This window comes from Micromonospora sp. CNZ303, from assembly GCF_004345505.1.
Genome location: NZ_SLVT01000022.1, coordinates 87,813 through 101,359 on the forward strand (window position 1 = coordinate 87,813; position 13,547 = coordinate 101,359).

Consider the following 13,547-nt stretch of genomic DNA (forward strand, 5'->3'; position numbering starts at 1 on the left):
CCTGAGGGTGGCGGCGTGCCGTGAGGGTGAGTGAGATGCGCTGGCCGCGGCAGGTGGCGTACCTGCTGGTTCTTGCGGTGCTGCTTGTCGGTCCGCCGGTGGTGTTGGTCAGGGTTGTCGGCTGGCCCGCGAACGGTTGGCCGGACCTGCGGCAGTGGGTGGCGCAGCCGCTGACCGCGCAGACCCTGGCCGTGGCGTTGACCGTAGCGGCGTGGGCGGTGTGGTTGATGCTCGCCGCCACGGTCGCCGTCCGAGTGGCTGCGCGGGCACGGGTGGGTGCACGGTGGCTGGGCAGGGTTCCGTTGCCCACCCCGTTGCAGGCCACCGCCACCGGCTTGGCTGGCGCCGCCGCGTTCGGGACCGGCGCCCACACCGGAGCTACCGCTGTCGGGCCGCAGGTTGCGCCGCCTGTGGCCGTCGGGACTCTCGACCAGCCAACCGATCCCGACGCAAACGGCGTCGAGCGCCTCGACGGCGTGTCGGAGATCGGCGACGCCGGTGGGGTGGTGCTGCGGGGAGGCTGGCTACCCTGGGAGGTCGCCGAGCAGGTCGCTGCCGCCGCCGGTTTGGTGTGGCTGCGCCGCCGACGCACCTACCAACCCCACAAACCACGAGATGCACGCGACGATACGGACCTAGCGCCGCTGCCGGAGACCGTCACCACTGTCCAGGCCGCCCTCGTCGCCCCCACACCACCGGCCCGAGCCACCGGAACCGCGCCAGCCGGGCCCGCAGGATCGATCGCGTCGCTTCCGCCGGGCCGCATCGCATTGACTGGCCCGGGTGCCCTCGCCGCAGCCAGAGGCATGCTGGTCACCGCCGCTCTCGCCAATCTGCGCCACCCTGCGGCATCGGCACCCCTCGTGATCACCCGCGCCGCTTCGCGAATGCTGCTCGACGCTGACATCGAGGCGCAGCCGCTGCCCGGCGTGCAGGTGGCAGGCAGCGTCGACGACGCCGGGGTACTCCTCGCGTCGGCGGCCGCAGCCCGGCAGAGGTCTGGACGGGAAGACACCAGCCCACCAGTGCTGATCTGCGAGTCCGCACCGGACAGCGGACCGCTGGCAGTGGCGTTGGGGGCGTGCGCCGTAACCGCTGTGTTCCTCAGTGCCGGTACCGCCGAGGTGACCGTGCACGTCAACGCAGCCGGCCACACCCACGACCCGCACCGATCCGGCTGGATAGGGCCACGGCTGTGCGTGCTCGACCCGCTGGCAGGCGCCGACCTGATCGCCGTGATCACTCAAGCACACCCGGATGACGCAGACCCCGCTGCCGGATCAAGGTCCGCGACCGTGACCACACCCGAGCGACCGCGCGTCCCTCGCCAGGCGACCGGCGAGCGTCACGCCCACCTGCTCGAGCGTGCCGCCGCCAGACAGATTGATCTGCGGGTTCTCGGTGAGTCAACCCTGATCGCCGACGGCACACCCGTGCCGATCCGGCGCAGCGCCGCCCTGCAGGTTCTCGTCTTCCTCGCCGTGCACCCCAACGGAGCCAGCAGCCAGCAGCTCGTCGAGGCCATCTGGCCGGGCCTGCCCGCCCACCGGCTCACCGGCCGCCTCTACACCACCCTCAGCGACCTGCGAACAACGGTACGGACGGTCTGTGGACTGACCGTCATCGACCACATCGACAACCGCTACCGCCTCAACGTCGGCTTCTGCGATGTCGATCTATGGCGGCTGCGTACCCTGGCCGCGCACGCCGTCACCGCCGTCACCAGCCCGGCCACCGCCTGGCAGGCAGTCGTTGACACCTACACCGGTGACCTCGCCGCCGGCCACCAGTGGCCATGGCTAGACCCGGCGCGGGAGACCACCCGCCGCCACGTCCTGGACGCCTACGCCGCTATCGCAGCTGTCGAGCCGGACCCGCGACGCGCCCTCGAATTCCTCCAGGCCGGCATCCGCGTAGACCCCTACAACCAGGCCCTACACCAGCAAGCGACCGAGATCCTCACCGCACTCGGCGAACACCACACCGCCACCGAGCTGGCCGGCATCTACAACCGTCGCCTCACCGCCGCAGGACTCCCACCCACCGACGCCCATCACCCCCTGTCGGCCGTACGGCCTAATGTGCAAAGCCAATACAGCTGACCGTCCACAGCGTTTGTGCAAATGAACGATGAGACGAGCGGAGACATGGCCGACGCTTCGACCGCCCGCGAGTTTATCAGCGGACCAGCGAGACCCCCGCTTGTCCCGCGTTGTTGTGCTCGGGCGGCAGCGAGACCGGTTGGCGGACGTCATGGCGTTCCATTACCAGCGAACCGGCATCGACAGTGCGACGCATCCGCTCATGTGCATCAGCGCGGCTCTGGGTACGAAGTGCTTGGCTGGCGGGAGGCGCAGTAGGCAGAAGTCCATCAAACTGTGGGCGGTCCTGATCGCGATGATTCTGCCTTTATTGGTCAGGAGGAAACGGGTCTCGTGCGACCTGTCAACGTGGTCGTTGGTTTCCTCGCCGCCTTGGCGATGGCAACTGCCGTGCTGCTGTAGAAGAGCGTTATCGTGAGCGGTGCCGTCGACGGTCAGCACGACGACCGCGGCACCCATCGATACACAGTTGGCCGCGGGTGGCGTTCGTACGCGTACATCGATCGCGAGCTAGTAAGCCTGGTAAAGGTAAAGGCGGCCGCCAGGCTATCTGATCGAGGGTCCCGGCGCTCTTATTGAAGAGTCGAACGGATGTCGGCGATGAGATCGAGGCATCGCCCGCCAAAGACCGCCACCTGCTTGAGGCGCGCGAACGCCGAAAGGTAGGCGGTCACCGACTCTGGGTCGCTGTAGGTGCGCCGGTCCGTGAGCGTCCCGACCATTACTGCAGAGTCATCGTAGATATGGAACGCATGCCCCGCGAAGAAGTTCACCGGCGTGCCCGTGGGAATGATGCCGAGGTCGATCCCGTCGCGCCCGGCGACGTCCCTAATGTGGGCCAGCTGCGCGTCCATGATTTCGCGGCCGCCAACGTTCCAGCGCAGCGCCGCCTCCGTCATCACGAGTTCGAACCTCGTCGTGCCGGAGCGGAGGAGCTCCTGCTGGGCCAACCGCTGATCGACGACGTCCGCGCCGGGCCTGGGTCGCTCCGCCTCGATGTAACAGCGGATGCGCAGAACGCTTAGAATATAGGCGGGCTGATACTCACGTATGAGACTAGGCATGGCGTCAGTTCTCCGCGAACGCGTTCCCGAAATCGAGCCTCGGGGAGCGAATGATCGTGTGCTGGTGATTCGGCGCGTCCTCGCGATGGCGCTGGTTGATGTATTCGATCGACAGTTCCGGACCTGCGAGGGCGTAATAGTGGTCAGCGGCGAGGTCGACCGGTCCGGCCCATCCGAATCGCAGCTCGGCCAGGTCCATCCGGCCACGGATCGCCTCGCGCAGGTCGTCCGCGAAGTCCTGCAGGTACACGTCGATCAGCTCGTCTACCTTGCGGCGTGACGGCTCGCTCATGGCGGACACTGCAATGCCGAACTCCGGATCAGCGCATCCTGACTCGTGGCGCAGGATGTCGGCGGGCGGCCGGCCGGAGAGCGACATCGGTTCGCCGCGTGCAAGCTCAAGTGCGACAGCTTCGCGGGCGGCGAGCGGATGCCACACGGTCACTCCTCGGGATAGAGTCTTGGCCGGATAGGCGCCGAGGCAATAGGGGAGGACGGAGATTTCGTCGCCGTCGCCGAGCGTCACGGAAAGCGACACGTGGTGCCCCTCGATGCGCAGATGCCTGCGGCTCGCGGCGTCGACGAGCGCCACCCAGTAATCCTCGCGCTGCTGGTCCTTTGTCCAACCGCTGCGTCGCGAGATCACATCCTCCATGCTCATGACCGCGCAGATCCGCTGGAAGCCCGCATCGGAAAGCAGGCGGCTCAGCAGCCGCCGGACGGCCGAACGCTGCGCTCGGTCCAGGTCGGCCAAGGAGAGCCCTGGGCGGCGGCCGGGCCGGAAGCTGATCACCTTTGGATCCAAGGTCCCCGCCGGAGCGGCGAACCGCTTCAGCTGCTCGGGTGTAAGCAGCGCCGTGAGCTCCTCGATCGATGCCGATATGTCGGCTGCGGCGTTGGGCAAGGTCTCTCCTTGATTTCGGGGTTCAGGTGTCCGGCAGCATCTCGGGCCAGTAGCTCGGCGTTCCGTCTGGGCGAGCCGAGGCCAGCAGGTCGGGCGGCCTGATCTCGGGAAGGCCCAGCGCGCGGCGTTGCACGTTGATGGACTGCGCCAGCAGATCGAAGGAAAGCACCTTGGGCGCGAGGTAGCGGTTGCGGGTCGTCTGTCGGCGCGAGTATCGGTAACGAAAGAAGATTTCGGGGATCAGCTCGCCGCGGAATTCGCCGTTCAGTCGAAGCGCCAGCCCCAGATCTTCGGCGGCCGGCACCGCCGGCCACCCGCCGACCGCGAGGACCGCACGGCGGAGCGCGATGATCGCGTTGGGGTAGAAGCGGAAAGGCGCGGTCCACGCCTGTTCGAGCTCTCTAACGCCAATCGACGCGGCGGCCGAGAAGTGGTGTGGTGCCCGACGTCCGTCCAACAGTTCGATGTTGCCGCCGACCCACATGCTTTCGCCGTCCGGCGACAACCGGTCGAGAACCCGGGCGATCGCCGCCGGGTTGACGAGGTCATCGGCGTCGAGCGGCATGACCCACTCCGCATCCGTCGCCCACAATCCGATGTTGCGGGCCGTCGCGGTGCCGCAGTGGCGTTCGCACTTAAGGACGTGAACCGCCGGGTCGTCGGGCACATCGGCTAGTTCGCCGGGGCCGTCCACCACAATGGTCCAGCTGATTCGATGACGTGGATGGCGAAGCAAGCGCACGACTTCAGCCCCGGTCTCCTGGAGGAAGTCACCGATCTCGGGAAGGCATGGCGTGATAAGGCCGAGCGATGCCAAGCTTCACGTCCTTTCGGGGAGCTCGACAAGGGGAAGCAATTCGGCCAGGTTGTGGATGACGTGGTCCGCCTCGTACGGGTCGAGACCGCCGTGAACGTTGAGGTGCGCCCACGGGCCGCGGACGAGAAAGGCGGTCCGTAATCCGCACTGACGAGCAGGTTCCACATCGTTGTCGTAGTTGTCGCCCACGTAGAGCGTGGCCGAGGCGTCGAGGCCGTGCTTGTCCAGCAGGCGGTCGAAGAAGCGGCGCGCGGGCTTCTCGGCGCCAAGGGTGCTCGACGAGTCGACGAAGGCGACCGGCAGGCTCAGCCCGGCGATGGCCGCCGTAGCGCTGGCGCTCTGGTTTCCGGCGAGCCCGATAGTCATGCCCGCGTCCTGGAGAGCGGTCAGCACGGGAACGACGTCCGGGTACAGGTCGTCGCGGGTCACCGCCCAGTGCGCCCCGCGGGCGAGCAACAGCTCGGAGTACGAGATACCCGGCCGGAACACCTCGAAGACTTCGTTCGTGGGCCGCCCCCGAGCGCGCAGAGCGCCCAGCACAGCGGAGAATGTGTGCCTGGGAACGCGCAGCCAGTCGGCCCAAAGACCGAAGTTGCGCGTGTCGTCCAACACCGTCTCGCCGATGTCGAAGACGATGGCGGTGATCACCTTGGCACGCTGAGATCCCTGAGGTCCCGACCGTTCGTCGTGCAGAGCAGGGCGTACGCCGCACGCTTCTCGCGGGGGGACTCGAATGCCGAGAAATTCAGCAGCTGCCGATTGAAGTCCATGACTCGCAGGGGGGAATCCTGCGCGGAGATCTCCTCGTACGGGGTGTATACCGTTGGCCGCACACGCAGCGAGAGATCCTGCAGGGCCCTGATGGTCCGCTGGGCGCCGGCCACGGTGGTCCCCGGCAGACCGACGATGACGAAACAGTTCAGCTCGACGCCGGCGGCGTCGCACCACGAGGCAAGATCACGGACGTCGGAGACCGTCTTCTGCTTGAGCCTCGGCAGCAGCGGCGCCGCTGCGGTCTCGAGCGACTCGACTCCTACGCTGATGCGGACGCACCCGGCCGCGCCCATGCTCATGACCATCTCGCGGTCTAGGTGGTGCAGGGTCGTACAACACTTCCACTCCCACGCGAGTGCCGCCGCCTGCTTGGCGGCGCAGAACTCCTTCACCCAGCCCCGGTCGATGGTGAACGTCGGAGCGTAGAAGGAGACGTAGCCGAACGTGTGCTCGGCGAAGCTGCGCTCGATGTAGTCAATCACCTTGCCGACCGGGATCCTGCGGTCACGGCGCCCGAAAGCGGTTGGCACCTCGCAGAACGAACAGCCGACCGGGCATCCACGCGCGACGGGGACCACGAGCTCGGTGCGCCCGGGCAGCCCGGAGAAGCGCGCAGAGTCTCGGCCGTAAAGCTTGTCATACGTCCGGTAGGGGATGAGCGACGGATCGGGAAGAATCCAGTCGGCCGGGTCAACGAGGCGGCCGGGATCGGGGTTGGACAGCCACGCGTCGCTGAGCTTCATGTCCGTTCCGGGAACGGGAGATCCGCTCCCGTCCCGAAGCGCCTGCACCACGTCGCAGGACACCGCCTCGAAGTCGCCTGACCGGATGACCACGTCAATGTCGAACTGGCGGAAATAGCTGGGTCGGATGGCGCTGAATCGGCCGAATGTCGCGATTCGGGACTGCGGCGAGAGCTCCCGCGCATATTTTATCGTCCGCGGAAAAGCGTCCGTACCGTCCAGATCGTTCATCAGGAAGATCACGTCGTAGGCGGAGAGGAAGAGGCGATCGGCCATGTCCTTCCAGGTCACCGTCTCCACCGCGGCGTCCAGGCAATCGACCTGGCAGAGCGGCAATCGGGTCAGGGCCTGCGCCGTCTGGTAGAGGGCAACGTGGTGGCCGGCGTTGAAGTAGGAAAGGATCTGTGGTGGCCGTAGAACGAGCACTTTCACGGCGTCTCGCTTTCGATGTCCGCACCGAGAGCGCGCAGCGCTCCTGCTAGGTCGGGATAGCCGCGACGCAGATGCTGGACGCCGGCGACGACGGTCTCCCCGTCGAGGGCGGTGCAGGCCAGCGTCAGCACCGCGGCTGACCGCAGGTCCGACGCCTGCACCACCGCAGCCTTCGGTCCTCGGACGCCGCCGTGCACTGTGACGCCCGCGTTCGTTCGCGTCATCGCCATGCCGAGCTTGCGCATCTCGTCGACGTAGCCGAAACGCGCCGGCCAAACTTCGTCGGTGATGCGAGACAATCCCCGCGCGAATGCGCCGAGCAGCGCGAAGAACGGTTGTGAGTCACTGTAGGGGCTCGGCGCGTGGCACGAGGTCAACTCGGCGCCGGTGAGCCTTGCCTGCGCGGGCCTGATCCGCAGATGGTCGTCGCCCAGCTCGAGGTCGACGCCGAAACGCCGGAACGCCGCCAGCTCATGGTCGAGCCCATCGCTCAGGTCGGCGGCGAGAAGGTTGGTGAGGTACAGGTCGTCGGTGCCGAACACGGCAGCGGCGACGACGAAGGTGACGACCTCGATGAGGTCAGCGGGCAGTCGCACGGCCGCGCCGGCGACAAACTTCGCGCCGCCGCCCGGGTCGACGATCAGCACGTGCTGGCGGCTGTCCCACCGCGACACCGTGTCGACGCCTGCAGACCGCAGGGTTTCCAGAAGCGTGCTCATCTCGAGCTTCGCGTAAGGGTTCCTGATGGTGGACGGAGACCCGGCGCCGGCCGCCATCAGCACTGCCATCTTGGTGGCGCCCGAGTAGTGGTTCTCCGCGGCCGACAGGCCGGAGCTGAGATAACGCGACATGTCGAGGTCCGCGCCCGGCCACTGACACCCGTGAGCGTCGATCGTGCCATCCGGGCGGGTGTGGACGACGACGCCGAAGTCCCGCAGAACGCCGGCATAGTGCTCGAACGGCCGGATGCCGCCCGGCCCGCTGCCGAGCGCGCAGCCGCCGCCTGCGGCGAGGGTGGCCGCGCCGACTTTGCGCAGGATGCCGGGAAGGAGGTATACCGAGCCGTGTATCCGGCGCTCGACGTCCTCAACGCCGACGGCCGGCCGCAGCGAGGAGGCGTTCACCTCCAGCGTGCCGTCACCCGGCTCGACGCGGGCGCCGTGAGCGCGCAGGAGCGTCGCCAACAGCCGCGTCTCCGCGATGCGCGGCACGTTCGCGATGCGCAGGGTGCCCTCGGCAACGGTGCAGGCGGCCGCGACCAGCGCGAGGCTGTGTTTGAAACCGCTGATCGCGTGGCGTCCGCCGAACCGTTCGGGGCGACCGCGGATCTTCAACCGTAGCTGCGGGGTCGTCAGCGTATCGTTGGTCATCGCGGCGAATCCGATCCGGCCGTGTCGATCCACATGCGCAGCAGGCGCCGCCGCCGCGCCGGATGGTCCTCGAATGACTCCCGGCCATGCATCACCCGGCGATTATCGACGAAGAGCGCTTCGCCGGAACGCAGTAGGACCTCCGCCTGGTTGTCGCGGTGCCCGATGATGTCGTCGATTCGGCCGTACAACGCTTCATCGGATTCGGAGAGCTTGCCGCCGGTGGAAGTCGCCGCGACCTCGAGCCAATATCGGCTGTAACGAAAATTGACGCGCCCGTGCTCGTTCCAGAAGATGGGGGAATGGTCGACTTGGCCGGGGTGGCGGCAATCCTCGGCATGTCGGCCGAATGCTTTATCTTCCTGTGCCGAGGCGAGCATGGAATCGTCTGCGCTCACCTCTCTCAATACCTGATAGCCGTCCATCAATTGCGATGCGCCGCCTGATTTGGCTGGGCGCAGGCAAAGGAGGCTGAGGATGTGGGGTGGGTGTGGCGGCCGCGCGTTCTCGGTATGCAGGTCTATCTTCTTCTTGCTGTTCGATCCGCCCGCCTTCTCGGTGGAAACGCCGAGCGCCGTTTTGTCAGTGACGGCGTGCAGGAGGTCCCCGGAAGCGTTCTGTTCCCGCAGAGTGCCCAGAGCGCAGCCGAATGCCAGATAGACCTTGGCTGACTCCTCTTCCGTCCAACGCGGCGTCGGCAGGCCGCGGACGATTGCTACGCCGCCGCTGGCCAGCGACTGCCGGACCCTTGTGGTGATGGCAGCCACCAGAGGGCTGCCGGTGAGCGTTCCTTCGCGAATTTCCTGACCGAGGGCCCGTCCTTGCTCCGGGCTCACATCTATCCATGTTTCCGTCGGCAGTCTTCCGGTCCAAGGCTCAACGGAAGCGTTCATGCCGCCTGCCATGACCACCATCCTACAATCGCGCCTATAAGGCATCACTTGTGACGGTTGTCGATACTCATCTTGAGAAGCGTACGACAGTCCACCGGATACGACAAGACCGACTACTGACGGTAGTCGCAAGTCGTCGATACTTCGCGCCAAGTGCGCGGAAACGGTGGTAGGCGTAACGGAATCGTCTGAGACGACAATCTTCTCGGACCTTCGTTGTGCCGGATCGTCTGGATGGGGGAGCGGTCCAAGATCGTCGAATTTCCGCACTAATACGTCGACGAAGTGTGCGCGCTGCCTGGCATGTCGGCGACGGTCCCGTCGCTGCGGGGCGGCTCGCCGTAAATCTTGATGTGCTCGGCTTACCGAAGTACTAAGGCGTACGCCTCGGTTCGTGGCGTGGGCGCCGTGATCCACTGCATTGCCCCGTCCGAAGGCCGGGATATGAGTGGTAGGCGATCATCGGCCACCGGCCGGTGATCGTACCGTACGGCAGGACCCTCGGGTCGTCGCCAGCAACGCCCGGCCCGCGATCAGAACAGCCGCCGGCTACTGCCGAAGCCCCAGCCATAGGCGGACGCGTCCCAGGCGGGACGCGGCGGCCGCCAAGCGAGGTGCAGGCAGCCGACCCGCCACCATCTCAGTCCGCCCGTAGCGTTGAAACGCCCGATCATGGTTGGCGCTCTTGGTTGTGCCTCCGGCTCGCCCAGTTGATTCGTGCGCCGATACCTCGCGCTGCAACGGCGGCGCGGCCGGTAGTGCCATCACCGTTTCCGGCGCCCGTATCACCCACCGACCCGCCTCGTGGCAGACGTACGTTGTGCCGTGTGGCGGGATGACCTGCGGTGGTGAGGTCTTGTGAGGTGGTGTGAGGTCCTGTCAGCCCTCGCCGCCCCGTTGCCGGCGCCGCCTGCCCATACCGTCGACTCGCCACCGCCAGACCAGAGCAGGCGTGGCGGGCGAGGAGAAGGAGGCAGGCGATGACCTCTCGCGTTGCGCCGATCGCGGCCACGCTGGCCTACGGGGTTTTCCTCGCCGCCGTGCCGACCGCGCTGATCCATCAGGCCGGCCCGCCGGACCTGGGTCCGCCATCCGCCGACGCGCTACAGGCCTTCATCCGGCAACCCCTGACCCGCGGCTTCATCCTGGCTCTCGCCCACGGCGGCGCGTGGCTGATCTGGGCGCTACTCGCCGGCACCACCGCCATACGCGGCTACCACCGCCTCACCCGCGCACTGCGGTGGCTACCTGCGCTACGCCTACCCGGACCGCTGCAACACCTGGCCGCGGTGCTGCTGGGCGCCACCGCCGTCACCGCCGCTGGTGGTCTACCCGCGCACGCCGCACCTGCCACCGCCACGACCAGCGACACACCCCACCCCTCCACGCGACCCGCCGATCAGAGCACGCCCACCGCGACGCAGGCTGCTCCCCACACCAGCGACGTACCCAGCACCTACACCGTCGCCCGCGGCGACACCCTGTCCGCGATCGCAAAGCGTTGCCTCGGCGACGACGACCGTTGGCCGGAAATCTTCGCCCTCAACCGCGGCACCCACTACGCCGACGTCGGCGGAACACTGCGCGACCCCGACGTGATCCATCCCGGGTGGACCCTCGACCTGCCCGCAGACGCCACCGCACCCGCACGCCGGCAAGCCCGCCCCGCACCAACCGGGCCCTCCGCCACCACCCAGACCAAGCCCACCCCGCCGGCCGCATCTACCACCGACGCCCCGCCGAGCGCGGGTCCGTCAGCCACCACCGCGCCGCATTCCCCCTCGTCGGGAGCGCCCACCGGCGGTCACTCGCCCTCAAGCACGACAGGCTCGCCGGCTGCCGCCGATGCCACCGGTGCGGTCCCCGACGGCGACACCACGAGCCGGCCTGCGCGGGGTGTGTCCTTGCCCAGCGGTAGCTGGGTCGACGTCGGCCTCGCACTGGCCATCGCCGTCGCGGTGGCGCTCGTCTGGGCACACCGGCAACGCCGGTACCTGCCCCGCAAGCCGTTCACCACACCACGCCTGGCCGACCCGGACCTGGCTCCCATGCCGCGCGTGGTGGGGCAGATCCGCCGCGCCCTGCGCCGCGCCGCCCTCCAGGGCGACACGGCAGCCCACGGCAGCCGCAACCCGAGCGGCGACAACCTCGGCGGACAGACCGAAGCCTGCGGCGGTGACGACGCTGCCCAGACGGCCGCCTGCGACGAGAACATCCCGGACAGCGCTGTCGCGTTACCGGTGGCACCAGCCCTGACACATCCGCTATCCGCGGTATGGCCACTCGCAGGGCTGGGATTGACCGGGCACGGCGCGCACGCCGCCGCCCGCGGGTTCCTCACCACCGCCCTCGCCGCCGGCGGCGAGGACCACCCTGACGCGCGCACCCAGGTGGTCACGCCATCAGCGACCGCGACGACCCTGCTCGGCGCCGCCGCCGACCTGCCCCACACCCCGAGGCTGATCGTCACCGCCGGCCTCGACGACGCCCTGCGGATCCTCGAAGAACAGACGCTTCATCGCACCCGGCTGCTCGACCGCCACGAGGTAGACACCATCAGCGAACTACGCGCGGCCGATCCCCAAGAGGAACCCCTCGCGCCGGTCATGCTGCTGGCTGACGCCACCAGCTACCGCGACCACGCCCGCATCGCCGCCCTGCTTACCCAAGGCCAACGCCTAGACATCCACGGCGTGCTCCTCGGCCCATGGTCCGACGGCCATACCGTCGACGTCTCCGCCGACGGCACCACCACCCCCGCCGACGGCGACAACCGGGAAGGCTCCCACCCCGCAGACGTCGGCCGCCTCACCGTGCTCAACCCCACCGAGACCACAGACCTGCTCGCCACGCTCGCCGAATCCCATACCGGTCAGCGAACAGCGGCCGAGCCCGCGCCCCGAGCAACCGCCACGAACCCCGGCTCACCCATGGCCGGTGACACCACAGACAGCGTCCCGTCGCCCCCTGCCACCGCCGCCGACCTGCCCGCCACCCACACGACCGCCGGCGGTGCCGATGACGGGCACGTCCCCTCAACACCAGCGGACCGGGCAGCCGGCACCGCCACCGCTTCATGCTCGGGCACCAAGGAACACCCCTCATCCCGCGTCGCCGCAGCCAGCCGCGGTGAACAAGCCGCGGCCACGACACACACAGCACCCGACACGAAAAGCGCCAACCCACTGCCGGTGCGGGTGCTCGGCCGACCCGGCGTCGTCGACGGCGACCCGCAGCGCACCCCGCGCGCCAAGTCCCTGGAACTACTGGTCTACCTGGCAGTGCACAACGCGACAGCCCCAGCCGAAGCCATCCTCGACGACCTACTGCCCGACGCCCCGAGAAGCAAAGCCCCCGGACGGCTCTACACCTACGTCTCCGGACTACGGGCGCTACTACGCCACAACGGCGGACCCGGCAACTACGTCACCCACCCCGACCACCGCTACCAACTCAACCAGGACCTGCTCGACGTGGACCTGTGGCGCATGCGCACGGCAATCCGCGACGCCGCGCAGACCACCGACCCGCAGGCCCGCACCGCCGCGCTAAACCGAGCGGTCGACGCCTACACCGGGCCCCTCGCCGACGGCTGCGACTACGAATGGGTCGAGCCCTACCGCGAAGCGGTACGCCAAGAAGCCCTCGACGCCCACCTCGCCCTCACCGACACCCTCACCGGACAGCCCGCGCAGCAGCTGCGCGTTCTCGACACCGCCATCGCCCACAACCCACACCACGAGCCGCTCTACCAGGCGGCCATGCGCGCCCGCGCGCAGCTCGGCGACATTAACGGCATCCGCGCGTTACGGCGAACCGTGGCCCGGCGTCTCGCCGAGATCGACGCCGAGCCCAGCGACGACACCCTCGCGCTCGCCGACCGCCTCGTTACCGACCTGCGTCTTACCGTCCGCGCCTTCGGTGCACGCCTCCCGCACGACACCGACGGAGCCTCGAATGACCACCCCAGCCAGCACCACGGCAGCCACGCTGTCCGGTGACGCTGCGACCCAGCTGCGGCGGCTGCGGTGGGCCGTGCGAGCCACCCTCACCCTCGGCGTCGCCGCGTCGGTGGCCGCGAACGTCCTACACGCCCGACCGAACCCGATTAGCCAGATCATCGCCGCGTGGCCACCCCTGGCCCTGCTGCTCACCGTCGAACTGATCTTCCGCGTCCCCCACCACCGCCGCATCCTCGGCATCATCCGGATCGCCGCGACCGCGGTCATCGCCGGCATCGCCACATGGGTCTCGTACTGGCACCTTGTCGGTGTAGCCGCCCGCTACGGGGAAACCGAAGCCGCCGCCGCATACCTGCTGCCCCTGTCCGTCGACGGGCTGGTGGTGGTCGCCAGCGTCAGTCTCGTCGAGATCACCGGCCGCCTTCGCGCCGCCACCGCACCTCGCATGACGAGTCAACCAACATTGAGCCTTTTTCATCCTGACCT

10 protein-coding genes and 1 pseudogene are annotated in these 13,547 nt (G+C 68.2%); 3 read left to right on the forward strand and 8 right to left on the reverse strand.

Annotated elements, in window-relative coordinates; genetic code table 11:
- Nucleotides 1-35: 35 nt before the first annotated feature.
- Nucleotides 36-2,102, forward strand: a complete 2,067-nt coding sequence (locus EV374_RS27545; RefSeq protein WP_132240065.1) for an AfsR/SARP family transcriptional regulator — start codon at nt 36-38, stop codon at nt 2,100-2,102.
- A 162-nt stretch (nt 2,103-2,264) separates the two neighbouring features.
- Here the strand turns inward: EV374_RS27545 and EV374_RS27550 are convergent, their stop codons facing one another.
- The 8 genes from EV374_RS27550 to EV374_RS27585 form a co-directional block, all read right to left on the reverse strand.
- Nucleotides 2,265-2,561: a hypothetical protein gene (locus tag EV374_RS27550; RefSeq protein WP_132240066.1), complete on the reverse strand. Its 297-nt coding sequence runs from the start codon at nt 2,559-2,561 to the stop codon at nt 2,265-2,267.
- A 113-nt stretch (nt 2,562-2,674) separates the two neighbouring features.
- Nucleotides 2,675-3,166: a Scr1 family TA system antitoxin-like transcriptional regulator gene (locus EV374_RS27555; RefSeq protein ID WP_132240067.1), complete on the reverse strand. Its 492-nt coding sequence runs from the start codon at nt 3,164-3,166 to the stop codon at nt 2,675-2,677.
- A 4-nt stretch (nt 3,167-3,170) separates the two neighbouring features.
- The gene (locus EV374_RS27560; protein ID WP_165947929.1) at nt 3,171-4,070 is read right to left on the reverse strand and encodes a DUF3500 domain-containing protein; all 900 of its coding nucleotides are present in this window, start codon (nt 4,068-4,070) and stop codon (nt 3,171-3,173) included.
- Between the two features lie 22 nt (nt 4,071-4,092).
- Nucleotides 4,093-4,887 (reverse strand): glycosyltransferase, encoded by a 795-nt coding sequence (locus EV374_RS27565; RefSeq protein ID WP_132240069.1) that lies wholly within the window; start codon nt 4,885-4,887, stop codon nt 4,093-4,095.
- A gap of 3 nt (nt 4,888-4,890) precedes the next feature.
- Nucleotides 4,891-5,535, reverse strand: coding sequence for an HAD family hydrolase (locus EV374_RS27570; protein WP_165947930.1), 645 nt, complete (start codon nt 5,533-5,535; stop codon nt 4,891-4,893).
- Nucleotides 5,532-6,836, reverse strand: a complete 1,305-nt coding sequence (locus EV374_RS27575; RefSeq protein WP_132240071.1) for a radical SAM protein — start codon at nt 6,834-6,836, stop codon at nt 5,532-5,534. Before EV374_RS27575 ends, EV374_RS27570 begins: the two co-directional genes overlap by 4 nt.
- Nucleotides 6,833-8,206, reverse strand: a complete 1,374-nt coding sequence (locus tag EV374_RS27580) for a hypothetical protein (RefSeq protein ID WP_132240072.1) — start codon at nt 8,204-8,206, stop codon at nt 6,833-6,835. The genes EV374_RS27575 and EV374_RS27580 overlap by 4 nt, the downstream gene beginning before the upstream one ends.
- Nucleotides 8,203-9,111: a TauD/TfdA family dioxygenase gene (locus EV374_RS27585; RefSeq protein WP_165947931.1), complete on the reverse strand. Its 909-nt coding sequence runs from the start codon at nt 9,109-9,111 to the stop codon at nt 8,203-8,205. Before EV374_RS27585 ends, EV374_RS27580 begins: the two co-directional genes overlap by 4 nt.
- Nucleotides 9,112-10,079: 968 nt before the next feature.
- Between EV374_RS27585 and EV374_RS27590 the strand changes: the two genes are divergently transcribed.
- Together EV374_RS27590 and EV374_RS27595 are read left to right on the forward strand one after the other, a co-directional pair.
- Nucleotides 10,080-13,100, forward strand: a complete 3,021-nt coding sequence (locus tag EV374_RS27590; protein ID WP_132240074.1) for a BTAD domain-containing putative transcriptional regulator — start codon at nt 10,080-10,082, stop codon at nt 13,098-13,100.
- Nucleotides 13,057-13,497 (forward strand): annotated as a pseudogene (locus EV374_RS27595) (DUF2637 domain-containing protein); the annotation flags it as partial. The gene EV374_RS27590 and the pseudogene EV374_RS27595, both read left to right, overlap by 44 nt.
- Between the last annotated feature and the right edge of the window lie 50 nt (nt 13,498-13,547).